Genomic DNA, 22,065 nt, shown 5'->3' with positions numbered 1-22,065 from the left:
CCGAGCAGGCACTGAGGTGCCGCTCCGAATCGATGCGCTGCATGGGACCGGATCAAGCACAGAAGTGCTACTCCGGATCGACACCACCTGGCGGCGCTCGGGGCCATCAGCACGATCGCGCGCAACGCGCGTGCCGCTCCGCCGCAGGACATGCTGCGCGCGGCGACGGCTTCAAACTCGCGATCCGAGGCTGCCTTTGCATCTTCCGATCCTTGATTCAAAACAGAATTCTAACCCATGATCGGGCATCACGTGAGCCGCCGGATTGCCCCAAAAACGTGCTCCGGCGGGCCTTTCACCCATCCGGCTCGATCCGGACTGCCCCCGCATTCGCCGTCCGGACGGTCGGTAACCATTCAGTTAAGCCCGAAACGACGGGGGTTGGCGCTATCATTGCCGCTTTCCGTCTTTCCCGTCGGCCCTCGCTCCTTCACGCGCCCCATCATGGCTTCCCACGATTATCTGAAGAAAATCCTGACCGCCCGCGTCTACGACGTCGCGGTCGAGACCGAGCTCGAGCCCGCCCGCAATCTGTCCGCCCGGCTGCGCAACCCTGTCTACCTGAAACGCGAGGACAACCAGCCGGTGTTCTCGTTCAAGCTGCGCGGCGCGTACAACAAGATGGCGCACCTTTCCGCCGACGCGCTCGCGCGCGGCGTGATCACCGCGTCGGCGGGCAACCATGCGCAAGGCGTCGCTTTTTCCGCCGCCCGGCTCGGCGTCAAGGCGGTGATCGTCGTGCCCGTGACCACGCCGCAGGTCAAGGTCGACGCGGTGCGCGCGCACGGCGGCCCGACGGTCGAGGTGATCCAGGCCGGCGAGTCGTACAGCGACGCCTACGCGCATGCGCTGAAGATCCAGCAGGCGCGCGATCTGGCGTTCGTCCATCCGTTCGACGATCCGTACGTGATCGCCGGCCAGGGCACCGTCGCGATGGAAGTGCTGCGCCAGCACCAAGGTCCGATCCACGCGATCTTCGTGCCGATCGGCGGCGGCGGGCTGGCCGCCGGCGTCNCTGGCGTTCGTCCATCCGTTCGACGATCCGTACGTGATCGCCGGCCAGGGCACCGTCGCGATGGAAGTGCTGCGCCAGCACCAAGGTCCGATCCACGCGATCTTCGTGCCGATCGGCGGCGGCGGGCTGGCCGCCGGCGTCGCCGCGTACGTGAAGGCGGTGCGCCCCGAGATCAAGGTAATCGGGGTGCAGACCGAGGATTCGTGCGCGATGGCGCAATCGCTGCGGGCCGGCAAGCGCGTCGAGCTGACCGAGGTCGGCCTGTTCTCGGACGGCACCGCGGTGAAGCTGGTCGGCGAGGAAACCTTCCGATTGTGCGATGCCTATCTTGACGAAGTGGTGACGGTGAACACCGACGCATTGTGCGCGGCGATCAAGGACGTGTTCCAGGACACCCGCAGCGTGCTGGAGCCGGCCGGCTCGCTCGCGGTCGCGGGCGCGAAGCTGTACGCGGAACGCGAGGAGATCGAGGACCGCACGCTGATCGCGATCACGTCCGGCGCGAACATGAACTTCGACCGGATGCGCTTCGTGGCCGAGCGCGCCGAGGTGGGCGAAGCGCGCGAGGCGGTGTTCGCGGTCACGATTCCCGAGGAACGCGGCAGCTTCCGGCGCTTCTGCTCGCTCGTCGGCGAGCGCAACGTGACCGAGTTCAACTACCGGATCGCCGATGCGCGATCGGCGCATATCTTCGTCGGCGTGCAGATCAAGCGGCGCGACGAATCGGCCGCGATCGCGCACAATTTCGACGCGCACGGCTTCAAGACCGTCGATCTGACGGGCGACGAACTGTCGAAGCAGCACATTCGCTACATGGTCGGCGGGCGCTCGCCGCTCGCGCGCGAGGAACGCCTGTTCCGCTTCGAGTTTCCGGAGCGGCCGGGCGCGTTGATGAAGTTCCTGTCGTCGATGGCGCCGGACTGGAACATCAGCTTGTTCCACTACCGCAACCAGGGCGCCGACTATAGCTCGATCCTCGTCGGACTGCAGGTGCCCCAGGCGGATCATGCCGAGTTCGACCGCTTCCTCGCGGCGCTCGGCTACCCGTTCTGGGAAGAAAGCGGCAATCCGGCGTATCGCCTTTTCCTGTCGTAATCCTCATTTCGCACCATGAACCCCGAACACTCCCCACTCGGCAAGGCCACCGTCTATTCGCCCGACTACGATGCTTCGCTGCTGTTTCCGATTCCGCGCGCCGGCTCGCGCGAGCAGATCGGCATCGGCGCGCAGCTACCGTTCTTCGGCACCGATATCTGGAACGCCTACGAGCTGTCGTGGCTCAATGCGCGCGGCAAGCCGCAGGTCGCGGTCGCGACCTTCTTCGTGCCGGCCGAATCGCCGAACATCGTCGAATCGAAATCGTTCAAGCTGTATCTCGGTTCGTTCGCGCAGACCGCGTTCGATTCCGCCGACGCGGTGCGCGACACGCTCAAGCGCGACATCTCGGCAAGCTGCGGCGCGACCGTGTCGGTCCAGCTCGCGACGGCCGCCGCATTCCGCAAGCTGCAGATGGACGAGCTGGACGGGCTCTCGCTCGACCGACTCGACCTGGATACCGACATCTATCATCCGGACCCGTCGCTGCTGTCCGCGTCGCACGACGAAGCGCCGGTCGAGGAAACGCTCGTCTCCGATCTGCTGAAATCGAACTGCCCGGTGACGGGGCAGCCCGACTGGGGCAGCGTGCAGGTTCACTATGTCGGCGCGCCGATCGATCACGCGGGGCTGCTGCGCTACCTGATCTCGTTCCGGAATCACACCGGCTTCCACGAGCAATGCGTGGAGCGGATCTTCGTCGACATCATGCGCGAATGCAAACCGGTGAAGCTCGCGGTGTATGCGCGCTATACGCGGCGCGGCGGGCTCGACATCAACCCGTTCCGCACCAACTACAACCAGCCGATGCCCGATAACGCGCGGACCGCGCGGCAGTAACGGCGCGCGCCCGGGGCCGGCGCGGGCCGGGGCAACCGGCGCTAGCGCACGTCCTCGATGCGCAGCGGCCCCGAGCCCGGCAGCCGCTCGACCAGATCCGCGCCCATCAGCCGCGACGGCGTATAGCCGCCGCCCGGCGGGCGGACATGCAGCAGATGTCCGATCACCGCCAGCGCGCTCGCGACCGTCAGGTCGTACACGTTCGCGACGCCGATCCGCGCGCACTTCGCCTGTCCCGCCGGATTGCGCGCTTCACCCCACACCCAGGTCGGCCGGGCTGCGCGCGCCGCCGCGTCGGGGCCGGTCACGGACCGGTCGACCCACTTCTTCAGCGCGTCGATCACGGCCTGGCGCCGCCACAGCCACATCATCATGTTGCCGGCCTTCGCCGCCGCGATCATCGCGCCCGGCACCGGCAGATAGACTTCAATGTTGGGAATGCCGGTCGAATGGAATGCGGTCGACACGTCGCCCCACGGGATCGTCATCGCGCGCTTTTCGCCGCCGCCGAAATCGATGCGGCGGGTGCGCCATGCCTGCGGCACGCCGACGATCCGGCCTTCGCGGCGCACCTGGCCGCCGAGCCCCAGCCCCTCGACGATGGTCTTCGCGGTACCCGCCGACGGGCCTGAGCGCGAGTCGAAGCCGAGCGCGAGGTGGCTGGCGTCCGGCAGCGCCGCCTTCAGCGCCGCGGCCACGCAATCGGTCGGCACCACGTCGAAGCCGACGCCGGGACACACCACCACCTCCGCAGCCCGCGCGCGGGCGTGCTGCGCGAGCGCGTGCTCCAGCACCGCGATCTCGCCGGTGATATCGAGGTAGTGCGCGCGGGCCGCCAGGCACGCGTCCAGCATCGGCGCGGCGGTGGCCGCGAACGGTCCCGCGCAGTGCATGACCAGTCCGACGCCGTCGAGCGCCGGTCCCGCCGCGTCGAGCCCGAACACCCGCCAACGCAGGTTCAGCTCCACGGCGAGCGGTTCGATCCTGTCCCGAGAGCGCCCGGCGAGAACCGGCCGGAGCCCGCGTTTCACGGCTTCGCGCGCGATTTGCTCCCCGGTATAGCCGTTGGCGCCGTAGATCATCCAGTTCAGCGGTGCGGTCATCGCGGATCTCCTTCCTGCTCGTCATGGTCCGTTGCGGGCAGTGCGCCCGCTTCGCGGCACACTCAGCGTCGCGCCGCGGCAAGCGCTCGCCGCCAAGACAATGACATCGATGAATGTCAACGTCAATTGGGGACCGGATCCTGGATGCCAGGTACCGAATACCGAACGGCGCCGAAGCCCGGAGACTCTTCCGCCGCGACAAGCGAAACGAACACCGCATCCGGGCAGCGGCGGCCATGAAAAACGCCACCGGGCCGATACGGCCGGGTGGCGTGAGAAGGTGAAGCGGACCGCACCGCCGAAGGAAACCCGCCCGGCATCGGTCATCTGCCGCGAAGCGAAACGCGCCCATCGCGAACAAGACGCCTTCCGCCGGACACCGCTCGGCTCGACCCCGCGCGAGGCCGGCGACGAATCCGTCCTGGCGCGCCTTACTTGGCGGGTGCCTTGTACGCAATGCAATCGACCTCGACCTTGCAGTCGATCACCATGCTCGACTGCACGCACGCACGCGCGGGCGGGTGCTCGCCGAAGTACGACAGGAACACCTTGTTGAACGACGCGAAATCGCGCGCGTCGTCGAGCCACACGCCGCAGCGCACGACGTGCTCGAGCCCGTAGCCCGCTTCCTTCAGGATCGCGATCACGTTCTCGATGGTCTGCTTCGACTGCGTGACGATGCCGCCTTCCACAACCTCGCCGTTCACCATCGGCGTCTGCCCGGACACGTAGAGCCAGCCGTCATCCGTCTGCACCGCACGCGCGAACGGCATCACCTGGCCGCCGGTTCCCTTCGCATCGCCCACACCATATCGCTTCATCGTTTCACTCCCTTTCCTCGGTTGCTGGTTCGCGCCGCCCGGATCGGACGGCGCGTCGTCGATCGGCGCCGCCCCCACGGGCGCGGCGCGACAATCCGTTCAGAATGCGTTGTCCGCCGTCGCCGGCACGCGCGCGCCGCGCGCGACGAAATGCCCCGCGCGCTCGCCCGTCGACATGCCCTCGCGATACGACAGCACGCCGTTGACCCAGACGGCGTCGATACCGTGCGCCGGTTGCTGCGGCTGCTCGAAGGTCGCCGCATCGATCACCCGCGCCGGATCGAACAGCACCAGATCCGCGTGATAACCGACGTGCACCTCGCCGCGTTGCGCGAGTCCGAAGCGCCGCGCCGACAGCGACGTCATCTTGCGCACCGCCTCTTCGAGCGGCAGCAGCCGCGTCTCGCGCGCATAGTGGCCGAGCACGCGCGGAAACGCGCCCCACAGCCGCGGATGCGGCAGCGGATCGTTCGGCAGGCCGTCGGAGCCGACCATCGTCGCCGGGTGCGACAGGATCCGCCGCACATCGTCCTCCGACATGTTGTGATACACCGCGCCCGCCGGCTGCAGACGCTTGCCTGCCTCCTGCTCGGTCACGCCCCACTCGAGCGCGATCGCCTTGATCAGCTTGCCCGCCATCTCCGGATGCGGCTCCGACCACGTGATCGTGATGTCGATGTCGCCCGTCACCTGCTTCAGATCGAGCGTCGACGAGCTGCGGCTGTACGGGTAGCAGTCGCAGCCGATCGGCTGGATGCGCCGCGCGCTGTCGAGCGACGCAAGCACTTCCTCGCTGCGTCCCCAGTTCGACGGTCCCGCGCACTTCAGGTGCGAGATCACGACCGGCACGCGCGCATGGCGGCCGACCCGGTACGCTTCGTCCATCGCCTCGAGGATCGCGTCGAACTCGGTGCGCATATGCGTGGTGTACAGCGCGCCGGCCTGCGCGAGCGGCTCGGCGAGCGCCATCACCTCGTCGGTGGGCGCCGCGAACGCGGAGCTGTACGCGAGCCCCGAGCTGAGTCCGAGCGCGCCGAGAGACAGCGCCTCCTCGAGCTGCGCGCGCATCGCCGCGATCTCGCCGGCGCTCGCCGCCCGGTCGAGGCGGTCCATCTGGTTGCTGCGCAGCGCGGTGTGGCCGATCAGCGCCGCGACGTTGACCGCCGGGCGCGCATCGTTGACCGCCTCCACATAGGCGGCGAAGGTCGGGTACAGGAACGCGCCGCGGTCGCCGAGCAGGTTCATCGGATCGGGCGGGTCGCCCCGCAGCGTCACCGGCGACGCGCTGATCCCGCAATTGCCGACGATCACCGTCGTCACGCCCTGCGAGATCTTCGGCAGCATCTGCGGCGCACGGATCACGTGCGTGTCGTCATGCGTGTGCACGTCGATGAAGCCCGGTGCGAGCGCGCGCCCTTCGGCCTCGATCACGTCCTCGGCGAGCCAGTTCGTCAGGTTGCCGATCGCCGCGATCCTGCCGCCGCGAATCGCCACGTCCCGCTCGACGGGCGGCGCGCCGGTGCCGTCGTACAACTGCGCGCCGACGATCAGCGTATCGGCGGCTTCGGGGTGCGAATGCATGTCAGTCTCCTAAGGGGTGGCGGTCGCCGCCGCCGCGATGCACGTCGAGCGAGAGCTTGATCCGGCGCAGCCGTTCGCGACAATCGTCGCCGAGCCGCAGCGCGACTTCCGTGACCAGCACGTCGAGCGCCATCATCATCACGTAGCGGGACGTCGACGGTTTGAAAATGAAATCGGTCTCGAGGGCGACGACCGGAATCAGGTGATCGGCCAGCCGCGCGAGCGGCGACGCGGGCGCGGTGATCGCGACCACCGTCGCGCCGTAGCGCTTCGCGAGACTGCAGCTGTCGAGCAGCTCCGGCACCTCGCCCGTCGCGGACAACGCGACGATCACGCACGATTTCGTCACCGTGCTCGCGACCATCCGCTGCAACAGGCCGTCCTGGTAGCTCGCGATCGGCAGGCCGAAACGCACCAGCCGGAACCGCAGTTCGTCGGCGAGCGCCGTCGAGCCGCCGCCCTGCCCGTAGGCGTAGATCATCTGCGCGGCGACCAGCGCATCGGCGGCCGGACCGAACGCGGTCTGCCGCAGCAGCTGCTGATTGTGCGCGAGCGCGACCTGCACGTCGTCGAAGATCTGCGTGACCGGGGTCGCGTCGAGCCCGGCATCCGCCGCGGGCGTGAGGAAACGCTGCCCGACGGCCGCCGCCTGCGCGAGCCGCAGCTTCAGTTCGCGCACGTCGCGGCAGCCGACCGCCTTCGCGAAACGCGTGACCGTCGCGGCGCTGACATTGGCCTGTCGCGCAAGCGCGCTTATGCTGGCGTGCGCGGCGCGGGTCAGATCGTCGAGGATGAACCCCGCGACCTTGCGCTCGGCGTCGCGCAATTCCGGCGCGCACTCGGCGATCCGGGCGACGATGTCGAAAGCGGGTTGTTCGGCAAACGAATTCATGGGGGAAACCGGCGCGGCGCCAGCTTGTTAATAAATAACATTGCCGCGCCGATGCTACTTTCTGTACTATCGCCAAGTCAACTTCTGTTCGATATATATGCGTGATGGAGCGAGATGAGATGAAAGTTACAAACTATCAAGACGTGGCGATCGACCCGTTCAGCAAAGGCCTCGGCAATGTTCCCAGCTCGAGCGTGCCGCTCGCCGACGCAGGCCGGCTCGAATGGAACCTGCTCGACGAGGACGTCAGCCTGCCCGCCGCCGTCCTGTATGCGGACCGGCTCGAGCACAACCTGAAATGGATGCAGGCTTTCGTGGCCGAATACGGCGTGAAGTTCGCGCCGCACGGCAAGACGACGATGGCGCCGCAGCTGTTCCGCCGCCAGCTCGACACGGGCGCGTGGGGCATCACGCTCGCCACCGCGCACCAGGTGCGCGCCGCGTATCACGGCGGCGTGCGGCGCGTGCTGCTCGCGAACCAGCTGGTCGGCAAGCGCAACATGGCGATCATCGCGGAGCTGCTGACCGATCCCGAATTCGAGTTCTTCTGCCTGGTCGACTCCGTCGACAGCGCGGACCAGCTCGGCGCGTTTTTCGGCGCGGCGAAGAAGCCGCTGAACGTGCTGCTCGAACTGGGCGTGCCGGGCGGCCGCACCGGCGTGCGCGACGACGCGCAGACCGATGCGGTGCTCGCCGCCGTCGAGCGCCATGCGGGCACGCTGCGGCTTGCCGGCATCGAGCTGTATGAAGGCGTGCTGAAGGAGGAGGCCGAAGTGCGCGCGTTCCTGCAGCGCGCGGTCGCGCTCACGCGCCGGCTCGCCGGCGACGGCCGCTTCGCGCGCGCGCCGGCGGTGCTGTCCGGCGCGGGCTCGGCGTGGTACGACGTGGTCGCGGACGAGTTCGCGCAAGCCCAGGCGGAAGGCGTGATCGACGTCGTGCTGCGGCCCGGCTGCTATCTGACGCACGACGTCGGCATCTACAAGCAGGCGCAGACCGATATCTTCGCGCGCAATCCGATCGCGAAGAAGATGGGCGAAGGCCTGGTGCCGGCGCTGCAGCTGTGGGCGTACGTGCAGTCGATTCCGGAGGCGGACCGCGCGATCGTCGCGCTCGGCAAGCGCGACTCGGCGTTCGACGCGGGGCTGCCGCAGCCGGCCCGCCATTTCCGGCCCGGCCGCGACACCGCGCCGCGCGATCTCGGTGCGGACGCGGGTTGGGAAATCACCGGCCTGATGGACCAGCACGCCTACCTGAAGATCCCGGCGGGCGCGGATCTGAAGGTCGGCGACATGATCGCGTTCGACATTTCGCATCCGTGCCTCACGTTCGACAAGTGGCGCCAACTGCTCGTCGTCGATCCGCAGTACCGCGTCACCGAAGTGATCGAAACGTTCTTCTGAGCACCGCTCCGGCGGGCCGCCGCGCGCGGCCCGCCGTGTCGCGCCCGCTACGCGGCGCCGGAGTAAACTGCCCCCTTCGTCGTGTCCCTACCCGCACTCGTCAGGAGAAAGTCATGGCAGCAAAGAGGATCCTGTTTCTCACCGGCGACTTCGCCGAAGACTACGAAACCATGGTGCCGTTCCAGGCGCTGCTGGCGGTGGGCCATCGCGTCGACGCGGTGTGTCCCGGCAAGCGGGCCGGCGACAAGATCAAGACGGCGATCCACGATTTCGAAGGCGACCAGACCTATACCGAGAAGCCCGGCCATCAGTTCACGCTGAACGCCGCGTTCGACGACGCCGACGCGTCGCACTACGATGCGCTTGCGATCGCGGGCGGCCGCGCACCCGAATACCTGCGGCTCGATCCTCAGGTGATCGCGCTGGTGCGCGCATTCGCGGCGGCGAACAAACCGATCGCAGCAATCTGCCACGCGGCGCAGCTGCTCGCGGCGGCCGACGTGATCCGAGGCAAGCGGATCTCCGCGTATCCGGCCTGCGCGCCCGAGGTGCGGCTCGCGGGCGGCGAGTATGCCGACATCCCGGTCGACTCGGCCGTCACCGACGCCCCGTTCGTCACCGCGCCGGCGTGGCCCGCTCATCCCGCCTGGCTGTCCCAGTTCCTCGCGCTGCTGGGCACGCGCATCGAGCTCTGATGCGATCGACGTAAAAAAAGCCGGCGCTGCCGGCTTTTTTGCACCCCCGCCCCCGAACGGCGGGCGGGCGCGGCGATCACCGGGCTCAGGCCGGCGTGCGCGCCGCGGGCTGACCCACCTCCGCGACCCGCGCCTCGAGCAGCGCCAACGCGCCCGACAGCGCATTCAGCGCGTCGTCCGGCAGCGCGGCCATCGTTTCGTGCAGGAACGCGTTGCGGCGCGGCAGGCATTCCTCGAACGCCGCGCGCCCGGTCTCCGTCATCTTCACCGTGGTCACGCGATTGTCGCGCGCGTCCGGTTCGCGCTCGATCCAGCCCAGCGCGTCGAGCATCTTGAGCTGACGGGTCAGCGCGCCCGGATCGATCCGCATGAATTCGACGAGGCGCTTTTGCGACGACACCCCGTCGTGGTTGTACAGCGCAAGCATGATGCGCCAGCGCGGCAGCGGCTGCCCGACGTGCGCCTCGAACGCCGACATGAAGGCGCGATAGGTTCGCCCGAACTGCTGCAAGATCGCGACCCGGTCCTGTTCTTCCATGCGCTGACTTCGTTTCCGTTGAAAATTCGTTGGGGATCAATCGACCGTCACGGCCGGCTCGATGGCGCGCCGCAGTTTGATGGGCGGCACTCGGCGGCTCTGCCACACCGCGAACAGCGCGACCACCGCGCCGACCGCGATGCCGACATGGATCGCGCTCACCAGCGCCTCGCGCGCCGCCTCGAGCAACAGCGCGCCATTATGCCCTGCCCGGGTCAGCTCGCCGATCAGGCTCGCCTGCGCGGTGCGATCGATCAGAATCTGCGGATCGGCGAGGCGCGCGAGCCAGCGCGACGCGTGATCGGCGCCGAGCGCGTCGCGCACGCCGCTCGAATACATCTGGTTGATCAGCGTGCCCGTCAGCGCGGTGCCGAGCATCCCGCCCACCATCCGCAGCGACTGCAGCAGCGCGGTCGCGATGCCGAGATGCTGGCGGCCCGCCGTCTGCTGCGCGAATACGGTGAGGTTCGGCAGCACGAAGCCGAGCCCCACGCCCGCCGCGACCATCAGGCTCATCAGCAGCCAGGTGGGCGTCACGTGGGTCGACACGACGATCCCGATGCAGGCGAGCGCGAACAGCACGAAACCGATGTACAGCATCGCGTTCGGATGGCGGATGCGGGTCACGATGCGTCCGTTCATGATGCTGCCGATCGTGATGAACACGACGAGCGGCGTGATCACCAGACCCGCGTCCTTCGGCGACATCCCGAACCCGCCCTGGAACAGCAGCGGCGCGTAGAACAGCAGCGAGAACATCGCGAAGCCGCCGAGGATCGCGAGGATGAACAGCGCGGACAGCGCGCGGTTGCGGAACATGTCGAACGGCAGGATCGGCTGCGCGCAGCGCTTTTCCCACCACCACAGCGCGGCGCCGCTCGCGAGCGCGACGACCAGCAGCAGCGACGGCCAGCTGCCGATGCCGTATTTCGGCAGCCATTCGACGAACAGCTGCAGCGCGCCGAGCGTCGCCGCGATCAGCAGCGCGCCCGGCCAGTCGAGCCGCATCTTGCCTTCGTGCTCGACATGGCGCAGGTGCGGCAGATAGCGATAGACGAACACCAGCGACAGCAGCCCGACCGGCAGATTCACGTAGAACACCGAGCGCCAGCCGTAGTACTGGGTCAGGATCCCGCCGAGCGACGGCCCGACCGCGTTCGCGACGCCGAACGCCGAGCTCATCAGCACCTGCCAGCGCAGCCGGATCACCGAATCCGGGAACAGGTCGGGAATGCACGCGAACGCGGTACCGACCAGCATCCCGCCGCCGATCCCCTGCAGGCCGCGCGCGAGCACGAGAAACAGCATGTCGTTCGCCATCCCGCACAGCACCGACGCCCCGGTGAACACGACGATCGACGCGATCACGAACGGCTTGCGCCCGTAGTAGTCGCCGAGCCGCCCGAAGATCGGCACGGTGATCACCGATGTCAGCAAATAGGAGGTCGCGACCCACGCATACAGCTCGAACCCCTTGAGTTCCGCGACGATGGTCGGCAGCGCGGTGCCGACCACGGTCTGGTCGAGGGCGACAAGCATCGTCACGAATGAAATGCCGAGCATCGCGAGCAGCGACTCCCGGAACGGCAAAACTTGCCCGCTCGAATGGTGGGCAGCGGTATGGACAGCCATTTTTTGTTGATGCAACTTTTGACAAGTCAACGAATCGAAAATGTTATCACGTGTGGGGTAATCTAGCTGGCGGCCATCGCGGCCCCGAGCCTTGAAGGAGTGGTATGGAACCAATTTCAGCCGCAGGCGGATCGGCGTTGTCGGCCGGCGATCTGGACACGTTGCGCCGCGCGAAGCTGGCGCTCGAGAGCCCGTCGCTGACGATCAAGCTGACGAGCGTGGTGGGCGCGCCGATCGAGAAGATGATCGCCAAGCTGCCCGGCTTCGCGACCGACAAGATCAACGACGCGACCCAGCTCGCGCTGCGCAAGTGCCTGCACATCGCGCTGCGCACGCTCGGCAAGGCAGGCGGCGTCGCCAGCGCGGGCGAGACGCCCGACAAGCCCAGCAACCTGCTGCACAAGCTCGCGGTCGCCACCACCGGCGCGGCGGGCGGCGCGTTCGGGCTGTTCGCGCTGCCGGTCGAGCTACCCGTCACGACCACGCTGATGTTCCGTTCGATCTGCGACATCGCGCGCAGCGAGGGCGAGGATCTGTCGTCCGTCGAGGCGCAGTTGCAATGCCTGGCGGTGCTCGGGATGGGCAACGGGTTCAAGCAGGCGGGCAGCGACGACCAGGACGCCGATTTCGGCTACTTCGTTTTGCGCAGCGCGCTCGCGCAGGCGGTCTCGAAAGCGTCGTCCGAAATCGCGGCGAAGGGCTTCGCGACGCACGGGTCGGCCGCGCTGTTCAAGCTGCTGCAATCGGTGGCCGCGCGCTTTTCGGTGCAGGTCACCGAACAGATCGCCGCGAAATCGATTCCCGCGATCGGCGCGGTACTGGGCGCGACCGTCAACACGCTGTTCATCGATCATTTCCAGCAGGCCGCGCACGGCCACTTCGCGGTGCGCCGGCTCGAACGCAAGTACGGCACGGCCGCCGTCGAGGCGGCCTATCAGGCGATCGACGCCTCGGCCGTGCGCTGAGTCGCCCGTTCGAGCGCGACGCCGCGCAGGAACGCCGCCGCGCGATCGAGCGCCTGCCCCGCTTCCGGCAGAAACGGCACGCCGATCTGCCAGACGTGCGGCAGATCCGGCCAGATCTCCATCTCCACCTTGACTCCCGCCGCGCGCGCCTTGGCGGCGACGCGCCGCGCGTCGTCGAGCAGCACCTCGGTGCTGCCCGCCTGAATGAAGAGCGGCGGCAGTCCCGTGAAATCCGCGTAGAGCGGCGACGCGTGCGGGTGCGTGCCCGGCGTGTCGCCCAGGTACAGCCGCGCGGCGCGGCCGAGCGCCGCGCCGGCGAACATCGGATCGAGGCCGTCGTTGCTGCGCAGGGTCTCGCCCGTCGCCGCGAGATCGGTCCACGGCGAGAACAGGATCGCGCCTGCCGGCAGCGGCTCGCCGCGATCGCGCAGCGCGACGAGCGTCGCGAGCGCGAGCCCCCCGCCCGCCGAATCTCCGCCGAACACGATCGATTCGGGCGGCGTGCCCTGCGCCAGCACCGCGCGGTACGCGGCCAGCGCGTCGTCGAGCGCGGCCGGAAAGCGGTGTTCGGGGGCGAGCCGGTAATCGAGCGAGAACGACCGGACGCCGGCCCGCTTCGTCAACGCGAACACCAGCGGACGATGCGTGACGGGCGAGCAGAAGTAATAGCCGCCGCCGTGGAAATACAGCAGCAGCCGCTTCGATGCCCCGTCGGTACGCTCGAGCCATTCGCCGCGCAGCCGCCAGCCGAGCGGCGCGCGGCGCGGCATCCGCATGCGCCGCGCAACCAGCTTGCGGGCGTGTGCCGGATCGATGACGGGCTTGAGGGTTTCGGGACGGAACTGCCGGCGCAACAGCCAGCAGGCGAGCTTGCTTTGCCAACTCATCGGACGCACTCGTTGTCGGAAATCGGGAGACGGGCCGCGGACACCCGGTCGGCCCGCCGGCGACGACCCGCGCCGCCGCGAGCCCGGCCGCTTCAACTCGCGGGCAGCACCTGACCGCGAATCTCGCCCATCGGATGCGCACCGGTGTGCACGTTGAAATACCATTTGCCCGCCATCAGGTCGGTGACCTGTTCGTCGGTGAGCTGCTTCGCCCCGGTGATCGGACTCGCGAGCGCGTCCTTCGGGATCGGCACCTGCACGGCGGCGTTCTGTCCGACCGGCGCCGGACCGTGGAAATGCGCGGCGGTGGCGGGGCCCGTCAGGCCCTGATACGCGATTCGCCATTGCAGCGTATGCGTCGCGGTATCGAACGTCGCGTCGAGCGCACCCGAGCCCTTGCTCGTGGTCGGCGGCACCTCGCTCGACGGCTGCAGGCTGGCAACCAGCTTCACCGTTTCGGCCTGGACGCCGCCCGCGACGAGCACGCCGGCCAGCAAGCCGATTTGGAACATGCGAAGCGAAAGCATCGAATCCTCTCCCCGTCATGACGACCGGCCCGACGATACGGCGGACTGCCGAACCGGCCGATCCAGAGCCGTCATGGTAGTCGATCGCGCCGGCCGGCGCAGATCGGCCGACGGACCGGACGCCCGCATCGGAGACGATCGCGAAACGCCGGTCGCCGCCGGACACGGATCCGCAAGAATCGGCCGCATCCGTATCGCACGGTACCCCACGATTACCGCTGCTTTCACCGGAAGGATCGGCACGTCCCGACGCGGCTTCCCGAGCGCGTTTTTTACGCGTATTACGCCGGTAGGCGACGGTAAGAAAACTCGACAAAACGGCGCTCGACACCCCGCTTCGGCCTGCGCCAGAATCGCTTCACCTTGCTCGCATCCATGGATCGACATCGTGACAGCCCACCGCTCAACAACGAGAAACAATCGGCGCCGCTGCTTCTCAGGATCACGCTGGCTATGGAGCGCGTTCGGCGTCGCGGCTTTGTATGCCGCACCGGCGGCCGCGCAGGAGTTCGCGCTGTTCGGCGGCTTGCTGAGGGGCAACGACGGCCACAGCTATGCGTGGGCGTTCGATTACCAGGAAGGGCTCGGCAAGTACGCCGCCGTCGGCTTCACCTGGTACAACGAGGGGCATATTCCCGACCATCATCGCGACGGCCAGGCCGTGCAGTTCTGGGGGCGCCTGCCGCTCGCGAACCGCCGCTTCGTGCTGTCGGCGGGCGTCGGCCCCTATCGCTACTTCGACACGATTCCCGCCGCCGAGGGGCGCGGCTATTCCGATTCGCACGGCTGGGGGGTCCTGATGAGCGTGCGCGCCGCGTACTACACCTCGCATCGCTGGATCGCGCAGCTGCAGTTGAACCGCGCGCAGATCTTCGGCGGGCCGAGCACCATGTCGGCAATGTTCGGCGTCGGCTACCAGCTCGACGCGCCGGATACGCCCGGGCCGCGCGACTATGCCGCCGGCCGCGCCGACCGCGTCACCCACAACGAAATCACCGCGATGCTCGGCGAAACGATCCTTAACAGCGAGAAGTCGCCGAGCGCGCTCGGCGGCAGTCTCGAGTACCGGCGCGGTATCGCGCAGTACGTCGACTGGACCGCGACCTACCTGTACGAAGGCTCGAAGAAATCGATCCGGCGCAACGGCCTCGCGTCGCAGCTGTGGCTCACGCGCGCGTTCCTCGACGACCGGGTCACGCTCGGTGTCGGCGCGGGCGCGTACCTCACGATCGACCAGCGCAACATCCGCGACAAACCGGGGCCGGGAGACGGCCGCCTGGCCGGCCTGATCTCGATCTCCGCGAGCTACCGGATCAGCCGCCGCTGGACCACCCGGCTCACGTGGAACCGCGTGGTCACGCATTACAACCAGGATACCGACGTGATCCAGGCCGGCATCGGCTACCGGTTCTGAGCGCGGCGCGCCATGCTCGCCGTCAGTGCAGGCCGAGACGGTCGAAGAAGCCGGCGTAGAACGCGGGATCGGTGACGGTGGTCGTGGTCGAATCGCCGTTGGTGTTCCATTGCGTGACCGTGAAGCGCGCCCACACCGACACGCCGCCGCCCGCCAACGGCCGCATCAGCAACAGCGCGTGCGCGCTTTCATGATCGGTCCGCGCGGACAGCGGCACGCCCTTCGCCTTGAAGATCGCGCGGATCGCTTCGTGGGCTCGGTCGCCGACCACCCGGTTGCGCTCGCCCTCGACGAGCGAGCCGCCCGCATCCACCGTGACCGGTTCGAACTCCAGCGCACGCAGCGCGACCTCGCCGGCCGCCGCCGCGGCAGCAGGCGTGCTCGACGCGAACGTGCGCTGCTGGACGCGCACGAGCGACGCCCGTTCGGCGTTCGTGAGATCGATCGTGGTCTGTTTGGAACTCAGGCGCAGCAGATGGCTCGGGCCGGCGTCGCCCGTGACGCGCGCCTGCGGATCGGGCGCCTTGCAGGCCGCGACGCCCATCGCCATCGCGGCGCACAGCAGATATCGGCCGCGGCGGGTTGGCAAGACAAATGAAAGCGACATGACGGGTCGGGACATATCGAGATAAGGAGCCCGCATCATGCCACTCTTTTCGCCGCCATTGCAGCAGCGCGAAGCGCGTCACGCAGCCGTCACGCGGCGTTGCCGATCCGGCCCGGAAACGCGGCGCGGCCCCGCTTCAATCGAGCGCGCGCAGCACGCCGATCAGCTGTTTCGCGGCGCGATCCCAGCGGAACTGCCCCGCATGCGCGCGCCCCTCGTCGCGCAGGCGCTGCCGCAACCCGGCGTCGCCCATCAGCTGGGCGATCCTCGCGGCGATATCGGCCGAATCGCGCGCGTCGCAGTACAGCGCGGCGTCGCCGCACGCCTCGGGCAGCGACGCCTCGCGCGACGCGATCACCGGGCAACCGCACGACATCGCCTCGAGCGGCGGCAGCCCGAAGCCTTCGTACAGCGACGGAAACACGAAGCAGCCGGCATTCTCGTACAGCGCTTTCAGCTCGCCGTCGCTCACGTAGCCCGCCCACGTGACGTTGTTCGCCTGAACGCCGTCCGCCAGCGTCGAGGTTCCGAAGATCTTCACGTTCGAGCCGCCGGCGATCACGAACTTCAAATCGCTGTGGGTGCGTTCGAGCTGCGCGATCGCTTCGAGGATCCGCGCGAGGTTCTTGCCGGGCGCGAGCGAGCCGACCACCAGCACGAACCGGTCGTAGGCGAGGCCGAGACGCGCGAGCACGGTGTCGTCGGCGTCGATCCGCTCGAAATGATCGACGCCGGAAATGATCGTCGACACGTCGGTGGGCGCGACGCCCAGCCGCGCGACGATCCGCTCCTTCGAGAACTTCGAGACGGTCAGGATGTGCCGCACGTTGTGCTTGAGCAGCATGAACGCGAAGCGATACCAGATCCGGAACGCCAACGAATAGCCTTCCGGAAAATCGAATACCGCGACATCGTGGATCATCAGCACCTGGTTGCGCTTGAACAGCGGCCCGATGTTGCACAGGCTCACGAGCGTCTGGCCGCGCGTGGCGAACGGCAGCGCGAGCTGCTCCCACAGCGCGCCGCGAAAGCGCGGCACGACGCGGCGCGCCAGCGTGGGCGGCAACGCCGCATCGCTGTAGTCGCGCGGCACCACCAGCGTCGGATTGTGCGCGCTCGCGGGCAGCAGACGGGCCAGCGCGGCGGTGAACTCGTGCGCGACCCGCTGCACGCCGGTCAGGCGCTGCGACGCGAACTTGCCGTTGATCGCGATCGGCGCCGGCAACACGGCGCGCGCGGCGGCGCGTTCGTCCGCCGCGCCATACGGCAGTTCCGCGGCATGGGTGCCGGCCGCGGCCTGAATGGGCGCGGCGGCGGCGAACTCGCCGCGATCGTGCGGCTCGCGCCCCGAGGGCGTTCGGACAGGCGTGGATAGAGGCGTCATAACTGCGGCGAAAGCGCCGTGGAGAATCCGGTGAAGACCGCGCCGCGCGCACGTTGCGCGGACAGGATCCAGGCGCTTCAGTGTCGCCATTCGCGACCGCCCGGTCTGTGCGCTTGCCCGCATAACCGGCACGGACGCGCACGGCGATCCGCGGCGCCGCCCGGCATGCGCGGCGCGACGGCTCCGCCTTCGCTTGAATCGGCGGATTCCCGCGCGCCGCCGACGTGCGGCATCGCATCGCGACGCGCACGGTCAAGCGGCGGGCGCGCCGTCGCACGACACGCGCGCTCGCCTTCACGCACGGCCCGCACGCGCTCGCGCGGGCCCGACATCGCGTGCCGCCGCTCAGCGGTTACGCGCGACCGACCAGATCAGGTAGAACGATTCGGCCGACGGCAGGATCTGCGCGAGCAGACGGTTGAAGCGCGCGGCGGGTGCCGTGCCGACATACACGACGTCGAGCGGTTTCATGTCGAACTCGGTCGCGAGCATCAGTGCGTCGACCTGCGTCATGTCGAGCCGGAACACTTCCGGCTTGTTGTTGGCCGGCGCGTAATTCACCTTCTTGATGCCTTCCTGCAGCCCGTGCTGCACGCCCGCCTGCTGCGCGAGCGGCGGATCGGGGTGGCGGATCACGATCACCTGGCGCGGATTCGCGCCGTTCGGATCGATGCTGCCCGCCGTGGTCAGCGCATCGGCGAGCGACAGCTGGCCCTGGTTCATGTAGACCGTTTGCGGCTTCGGCACCTCGCCCATCACGAACACGCGGTTCTGCGTGTGATCCGGCACGTGCACGATGTCGCCCGTGCGCAGCACGATGTTCTGCTGCAGATCGCCGCGGTTCAGGATGCGATTCACGTCGATCGTCACCACCTGTCCGCCGCGCGACACCAGCACGCGCTGCAGGTCGGCGTCGGGATTGCCGCCGCCGGCGCGATTGATCGCGTCGACCACGTGCATCGGGGACCCCGTCAGCGACAGCTGGCCGGGGTTCTTCACGTCGCCCGTCACCTGCACGCGCTGGCTGCGGTACTGCATCACCCGCACGTCGATCTGCGGATCCCGAAGCCGCCCTTTCAGGCGGCCGGTGAGCAGCGCGGAAATCTGCACCGGGCTCAGGCCTTCGACGCGCACGCGGCCGAGCGTGGGAAAGAAGATCGTGCCGTCGGCGGCGACCCGCTGGCCCTGCGCATCCAGCTCGCCCTGGCCGTTGGTGCCGAACGCGCTGGTCTGCTGCTGCAGCACGCCGCCCAGGCTGCCGGTGCCTTGCAGCGTGCTCGCGTCGCCGATCGGCGACGTATCGACGCTGCCGCCCCGGGTCAGTTCGGGATGGCCCCAGACGGTGATGCCGAGCACGTCGTCGGCGCCCACGCGATAGTCGCTGAAGCCGGCGGGCAGGCTCGGCTGGATGCCGGCTTCGCGCGCGCGCGCATCGGCCTCGTCGGATTGCTTCAGCGTATAGACGAGCTGCGGGGTGATCAGCTTGACGTCGTACACCGTCGAATCCGTCGGCGTACTGAGGTTGTCGTTCATACGGCTCGAATCGAGCGCCGGCCCCGGGGCCAGCGCGCAGCCCGACAAGATGGCCGCGAGCGCGGCCATCGAGGCGAGAGACTTCAACATCGTGTTTCTCCTTGTGGCGGATGCCGCGTCGATGCGCGGCACCTCAGAATGCGTTGCGGCCGACGAATCCCCTGACCAGGGTGATCAGGATGATCTTGATGTCGAACCAGAACGTCCAGTTCTCCATGTAGAACAGATCGAACTTGACGCGCGCGGCCATCTTCTCGACCTTGCGGGTCTCGCCGCGATAGCCGTTGATCTGCGCCCAGCCGGTGATCCCGGGGCGCACGCGGTAGCGGTACATGTAGCCGTCGATCAGCTCCTTGTAGAGATCGTCGTGCTCGATCGCGTGCGGACGCGGGCCCACCACCGACATCTGGCCGAACAGCACGTTGAAGAACTGCGGCAGTTCGTCGAGCGACGTGCGCCGCAGGAATGCGCCGACCCGGGTGATCCGCGAGTCGTTGCGCGACGCCTGGCGCACGACGCCGTCATGCTTGGCATGCACCCGCATCGTGCGGAACTTCAGAATGTCGAACTCCTGCCCGTCGACGCCCTTGCGCCGCTGCCGGAACAGCACCGGGCCGGGCGACGACAGCTTCACCGCGACCGCGAGCCCGCCGAGCACCGGCAGCAGCGGGATCAGCACGGCCAGCGCGAACAGCCGGTCGAACACGAACTTCGGCCACAGCTGCGGCACCGACAGCGGACTGGTCGCCAGGTTGATCGCGGGCATGCCCAGCACCTGGGTCACCGAACGGTTGAAGAACGTGATGCTGCGCACGTCGGGCAGGAAGCGCAGATTGACGAAGTCGTGACGAAACTCCCGCACGATCCGCTGGATCCGACGCTCGTGCGACAGCGGCAGCGCCAGCCAGATCTCGTCGATCGAACCGGCGCGCACGCGCCGCTTCAGTTCGCGGAAATCGGTCAACACCGGCACGCCGCTGACGAACGGTTGCGCGCCCGCGAGCCCGACGGCGTCGTCGAACACGCACACCGGCTCGAAGCTGTCCTGCAGCGTCGTCTGCATCTGCTCCAGCACCGCGCGGCCGTAGGCCTTCGAGCCGACGATCGCGACCCGGCGGCGATGTCCGCCGGCGCGTCGCACGCCATTCCAGACGCCGTGGATCGACGCCTTGCCGAGCAGCAGGATCACGCCCGACATCAGCACCGTCCGCCCGAGCCACAGCAGCGACACGTCGGTGCCGCGATGCAGCAGCATCGTGCCCGCCGCGGCCAACGCCGCGACGGCGAGCCACGCGAGCAGAACCCGCGCGAGCGTCGGGTAGGACATCTGCTCGCGCGACCGGTCGTACACGCCGAGCGCCGGAAAGACGAGCAGCGTCAACACGCACAGCAACGCGACGAACGCGCGCTGCGCATCGGACAGGTCGAGCGACCCGCCGTCATACAGCACCTGGGCCAACAACGCACCCGCCGCCACCAGCGCGAGATCCGCCAGCCTTGCCAACATTCCCGCCATGTCCGCTTCTCCGCTGAGGCTCACGCGGCCGAGCGCGCGATGTCGCGATAGCCGCCGACCCGCAGCGGACGTCCCTCGGGATGCAGCGCCGGCACGCCGAGCGGCACGTCCGGTTCCTGCTGTGCTTGTACGATCAGCCGGCTGAACTCGCCGCGAATCAGTCGATAGCATTCGCACGCGTGCCGTTCGAGGCCGACGCGGTCGAGCACGGTGATGTGTCCTCGGCGCTGCCGGATCAGGCCGGCTTCCTGCAGCTTGCCCGCCGCTTCCGTCACGCCCTCGCGGCGCACCCCGAGCATGTTGGCGATGGTCTGCTGCGTGACCGCCAGCTCGTCGCCTTCGATCCGGTCGTGCGCCAGCAGCAGCCAGCGGCACAGCTGCTCGCCGACGGAATGGTGGCGATTGCACAGCGCGCTGCGGGCGATCTGCGTCATTGCCGCCTGCCAATAGCGCAGCATCAGCTCATAGGTGTCCAGCGAGCGGTCGAATTCCTGGCGGAACACGTGGGTCGGAATCCGGTACGCGAATCCGCCGCTGCGCACTTCGACGCGACTCGACATCGCGCCCGAGCCCGCCAGCGTCGCGACGCCGACCGCTCCCTCGTTGCCGATCGCGGCCACTTCGACCATCGCGCCGTCTTCCATCAGATACAGCACCGACATCATCGCGGTGGTCGGGAAATACAGATGGCGCATCGGCTCGTCCGCGCCGTAGAGCAACTGCGCACTCTTGATCTTCACCAGCTCGAGATGCGGCTCGAGGGCGCGCAAGCTGTCCTCGGTGAGCGAGCCGAGCAGGGCGTTGGTGTGGAAACCATCTCTTTGATGCAGCATGTTCGTGTCCCGGTTTGTCTGCGCCGCTCGGTATGCGGCGCGGGTATCCGCTTTCGCAAGACACGGTCACGGCATGAATCTCTCATTACCTCTGGGTCGTGTCGGCGGCCTGCTGGTCGTCCTCAATGCACGTTGCCGTGCCGCCCTCTAAAAGGGGCGCCGGAACCCTAAAGCGATTTACGTGCCAATTGCTTCTTTTCCTTAATATATAAAGGCACAGATTCGAATTAACACTGCCCGCACATTTTAATTTGTTCAAAAGCGTCGCATTCGCGAACACTTTCCCGCGTCACGATCCACATTCGATGTTGCACCGAACAATGAAACACCTTGCGCGTCGGCGCCGGCGCGAGCCCGCCCGCTCCTTTACACACAATGGTTTGCATCGTTTCGGACCCATCCTAGGGTGAATACGGATATTTCAGAAATGAAAGACTCGGTTACACCGTAATATGTGTAAAACTGTCTCATAGTTGAGCCAAACGACCTTTCCCACATTGTGTGACCCAGACCGCACATCCAACACAAGCCACTGATTTATAAGCAAAATTTATAGAATATAGAAATTTATCAAACAATGTTTAATCTACCTGTAAAAACTGCCATAGGTTCTTTCCGGACAGGCAAAAAATACCTACTGGTCTCCAACAGGTTCTATTGAAAAAAAGAAGAATTAACAATTTCATCGATCCCCCGATTACCCTGCTTGCAAAGCCAATTACGTCAACGAAAATCAAAAATCGTCAAAGTTTGTGAAATCGCGCATTATATGCAAACCTCAAAAAAA

18 protein-coding genes and 2 pseudogenes are annotated in these 22,065 nt (G+C 67.5%); 7 read left to right on the top strand and 13 right to left on the bottom strand.

From position 1 onward, the window contains the following. Positions 1-196 precede the first annotated feature (196 nt). The 3 genes and pseudogenes from RZR99_RS26750 to queF form a co-directional block, all read left to right on the top strand. Positions 197-1,002, top strand: a pseudogene (locus RZR99_RS26750) (pyridoxal-phosphate dependent enzyme); the annotation flags it as partial. 13 nt (positions 1,003-1,015) lie between these two features. Further along, positions 1,016-2,110 (top strand): annotated as a pseudogene (gene ilvA, locus RZR99_RS26745) (threonine ammonia-lyase, biosynthetic); the annotation flags it as partial. A 15-nt stretch (positions 2,111-2,125) separates the two neighbouring features. Beyond that, positions 2,126-2,950 (top strand): NADPH-dependent 7-cyano-7-deazaguanine reductase QueF, encoded by an 825-nt coding sequence (gene queF / locus RZR99_RS26740; protein ID WP_323122794.1) that lies wholly within the window; start codon positions 2,126-2,128, stop codon positions 2,948-2,950. 41 nt (positions 2,951-2,991) lie between these two features. Here the strand turns inward: queF and RZR99_RS26735 are convergent, their stop codons facing one another. The 4 genes from RZR99_RS26735 to RZR99_RS26720 form a co-directional block, all read right to left on the bottom strand. Further along, on the bottom strand, positions 2,992-4,053 hold the full coding sequence (locus RZR99_RS26735) for a saccharopine dehydrogenase family protein (RefSeq protein ID WP_323122793.1): 1,062 nt from the start codon (positions 4,051-4,053) through the stop codon (positions 2,992-2,994). A gap of 431 nt (positions 4,054-4,484) precedes the next feature. Beyond that, positions 4,485-4,874, bottom strand: a complete 390-nt coding sequence (locus tag RZR99_RS26730; RefSeq protein ID WP_323122792.1) for a RidA family protein — start codon at positions 4,872-4,874, stop codon at positions 4,485-4,487. A gap of 99 nt (positions 4,875-4,973) precedes the next feature. Further along, on the bottom strand, positions 4,974-6,455 hold the full coding sequence (locus tag RZR99_RS26725; protein WP_323122791.1) for an N-acyl-D-amino-acid deacylase family protein: 1,482 nt from the start codon (positions 6,453-6,455) through the stop codon (positions 4,974-4,976). 1 nt (position 6,456) lies between these two features. Next, positions 6,457-7,347 (bottom strand): MurR/RpiR family transcriptional regulator, encoded by an 891-nt coding sequence (locus tag RZR99_RS26720; RefSeq protein WP_323122790.1) that lies wholly within the window; start codon positions 7,345-7,347, stop codon positions 6,457-6,459. A gap of 119 nt (positions 7,348-7,466) precedes the next feature. On the opposite strand from RZR99_RS26720, the gene RZR99_RS26715 reads away from it, so the two are divergent. After that, positions 7,467-8,747 carry an amino acid deaminase gene (locus RZR99_RS26715; protein WP_323122789.1) on the top strand — a complete coding sequence of 427 codons (1,281 nt, stop codon included), beginning with the start codon at positions 7,467-7,469 and terminating at the stop codon, positions 8,745-8,747. Positions 8,748-8,860: 113 nt separating this feature from the next. Next, positions 8,861-9,442 (top strand): DJ-1/PfpI family protein, encoded by a 582-nt coding sequence (locus tag RZR99_RS26710; RefSeq protein ID WP_323122788.1) that lies wholly within the window; start codon positions 8,861-8,863, stop codon positions 9,440-9,442. Positions 9,443-9,527: 85 nt separating this feature from the next. On the opposite strand, the gene RZR99_RS26705 is transcribed toward RZR99_RS26710, so the two are convergent. Next, positions 9,528-9,980, bottom strand: a complete 453-nt coding sequence (locus tag RZR99_RS26705) for a MarR family winged helix-turn-helix transcriptional regulator (RefSeq protein ID WP_323122787.1) — start codon at positions 9,978-9,980, stop codon at positions 9,528-9,530. A gap of 36 nt (positions 9,981-10,016) precedes the next feature. Beyond that, complete coding sequence (locus tag RZR99_RS26700) at positions 10,017-11,612, bottom strand: MFS transporter (RefSeq protein WP_323122786.1); 1,596 nt, start codon at positions 11,610-11,612, stop codon at positions 10,017-10,019. Positions 11,613-11,716: 104 nt separating this feature from the next. On the opposite strand from RZR99_RS26700, the gene RZR99_RS26695 reads away from it, so the two are divergent. After that, positions 11,717-12,577, top strand: coding sequence for an EcsC family protein (locus RZR99_RS26695; protein WP_323122785.1), 861 nt, complete (start codon positions 11,717-11,719; stop codon positions 12,575-12,577). Here RZR99_RS26695 and RZR99_RS26690 read toward each other — a convergent pair. Both RZR99_RS26690 and RZR99_RS26685 read right to left on the bottom strand, forming a co-directional pair. Beyond that, on the bottom strand, positions 12,547-13,464 hold the full coding sequence (locus RZR99_RS26690; RefSeq protein WP_323122784.1) for an alpha/beta hydrolase: 918 nt from the start codon (positions 13,462-13,464) through the stop codon (positions 12,547-12,549). The genes RZR99_RS26695 and RZR99_RS26690 overlap by 31 nt on opposite strands. A gap of 92 nt (positions 13,465-13,556) precedes the next feature. Next, on the bottom strand, positions 13,557-13,991 hold the full coding sequence (locus tag RZR99_RS26685) for a CHRD domain-containing protein (RefSeq protein WP_323122783.1): 435 nt from the start codon (positions 13,989-13,991) through the stop codon (positions 13,557-13,559). Positions 13,992-14,343: 352 nt separating this feature from the next. On the opposite strand from RZR99_RS26685, the gene RZR99_RS26680 reads away from it, so the two are divergent. Continuing rightward, positions 14,344-15,405, top strand: a complete 1,062-nt coding sequence (locus RZR99_RS26680) for a hypothetical protein (protein WP_407655505.1) — start codon at positions 14,344-14,346, stop codon at positions 15,403-15,405. A gap of 22 nt (positions 15,406-15,427) precedes the next feature. Here RZR99_RS26680 and RZR99_RS26675 read toward each other — a convergent pair whose 3' ends face one another. From RZR99_RS26675 to RZR99_RS26655, 5 genes are all read right to left on the bottom strand, one after another. Next, positions 15,428-16,012 (bottom strand): hypothetical protein, encoded by a 585-nt coding sequence (locus tag RZR99_RS26675; protein ID WP_323122781.1) that lies wholly within the window; start codon positions 16,010-16,012, stop codon positions 15,428-15,430. 136 nt (positions 16,013-16,148) lie between these two features. Continuing rightward, positions 16,149-17,315, bottom strand: a complete 1,167-nt coding sequence (locus RZR99_RS26670) for a glycosyltransferase family 4 protein (RefSeq protein WP_407655504.1) — start codon at positions 17,313-17,315, stop codon at positions 16,149-16,151. A 426-nt stretch (positions 17,316-17,741) separates the two neighbouring features. Further along, a complete protein-coding gene (locus RZR99_RS26665; RefSeq protein ID WP_323122779.1) occupies positions 17,742-19,019 on the bottom strand; it encodes a polysaccharide biosynthesis/export family protein in 1,278 nt (425 codons plus the stop codon). 43 nt (positions 19,020-19,062) lie between these two features. Further along, positions 19,063-20,445 (bottom strand): undecaprenyl-phosphate glucose phosphotransferase, encoded by a 1,383-nt coding sequence (locus RZR99_RS26660; RefSeq protein WP_323122778.1) that lies wholly within the window; start codon positions 20,443-20,445, stop codon positions 19,063-19,065. Positions 20,446-20,465: 20 nt separating this feature from the next. Then, positions 20,466-21,278, bottom strand: a complete 813-nt coding sequence (locus tag RZR99_RS26655; RefSeq protein WP_323122777.1) for a Crp/Fnr family transcriptional regulator — start codon at positions 21,276-21,278, stop codon at positions 20,466-20,468. Between the last annotated feature and the right edge of the window lie 787 nt (positions 21,279-22,065).

Origin of the sequence: Burkholderia alba (assembly GCF_034721475.1) — a bacterium.
Lineage (GTDB): Bacteria > Pseudomonadota > Gammaproteobacteria > Burkholderiales > Burkholderiaceae > Burkholderia > Burkholderia alba.
The sequence above is the reverse complement of the archived record's forward strand: the minus strand, read 5'-3'. Positions and strand labels throughout refer to the sequence as shown.

Coding starts and splice junctions, on each gene's coding strand:
- RZR99_RS26725 (WP_323122791.1), bottom strand. CDS start 6,455: ATGCATTCGCACCCCGAAGCCGCCGATACGCTGATCGTCGGCGCGCAG.
- RZR99_RS26705 (WP_323122787.1), bottom strand. CDS start 9,980: ATGGAAGAACAGGACCGGGTCGCGATCTTGCAGCAGTTCGGGCGAACC.
- RZR99_RS26655 (WP_323122777.1), bottom strand. CDS start 21,278: ATGCTGCATCAAAGAGATGGTTTCCACACCAACGCCCTGCTCGGCTCG.
- RZR99_RS26695 (WP_323122785.1), top strand. CDS start 11,717: ATGGAACCAATTTCAGCCGCAGGCGGATCGGCGTTGTCGGCCGGCGAT.
- RZR99_RS26665 (WP_323122779.1), bottom strand. CDS start 19,019: ATGTTGAAGTCTCTCGCCTCGATGGCCGCGCTCGCGGCCATCTTGTCG.
- RZR99_RS26710 (WP_323122788.1), top strand. CDS start 8,861: ATGGCAGCAAAGAGGATCCTGTTTCTCACCGGCGACTTCGCCGAAGAC.
- RZR99_RS26675 (WP_323122781.1), bottom strand. CDS start 16,012: ATGTCGCTTTCATTTGTCTTGCCAACCCGCCGCGGCCGATATCTGCTG.
- RZR99_RS26700 (WP_323122786.1), bottom strand. CDS start 11,612: ATGGCTGTCCATACCGCTGCCCACCATTCGAGCGGGCAAGTTTTGCCG.
- RZR99_RS26685 (WP_323122783.1), bottom strand. CDS start 13,991: ATGCTTTCGCTTCGCATGTTCCAAATCGGCTTGCTGGCCGGCGTGCTC.
- RZR99_RS26735 (WP_323122793.1), bottom strand. CDS start 4,053: ATGACCGCACCGCTGAACTGGATGATCTACGGCGCCAACGGCTATACC.
- RZR99_RS26715 (WP_323122789.1), top strand. CDS start 7,467: ATGAAAGTTACAAACTATCAAGACGTGGCGATCGACCCGTTCAGCAAA.
- queF (WP_323122794.1), top strand. CDS start 2,126: ATGAACCCCGAACACTCCCCACTCGGCAAGGCCACCGTCTATTCGCCC.
- RZR99_RS26730 (WP_323122792.1), bottom strand. CDS start 4,874: ATGAAGCGATATGGTGTGGGCGATGCGAAGGGAACCGGCGGCCAGGTG.
- RZR99_RS26690 (WP_323122784.1), bottom strand. CDS start 13,464: ATGAGTTGGCAAAGCAAGCTCGCCTGCTGGCTGTTGCGCCGGCAGTTC.
- RZR99_RS26720 (WP_323122790.1), bottom strand. CDS start 7,347: ATGAATTCGTTTGCCGAACAACCCGCTTTCGACATCGTCGCCCGGATC.
- RZR99_RS26660 (WP_323122778.1), bottom strand. CDS start 20,445: ATGGCGGGAATGTTGGCAAGGCTGGCGGATCTCGCGCTGGTGGCGGCG.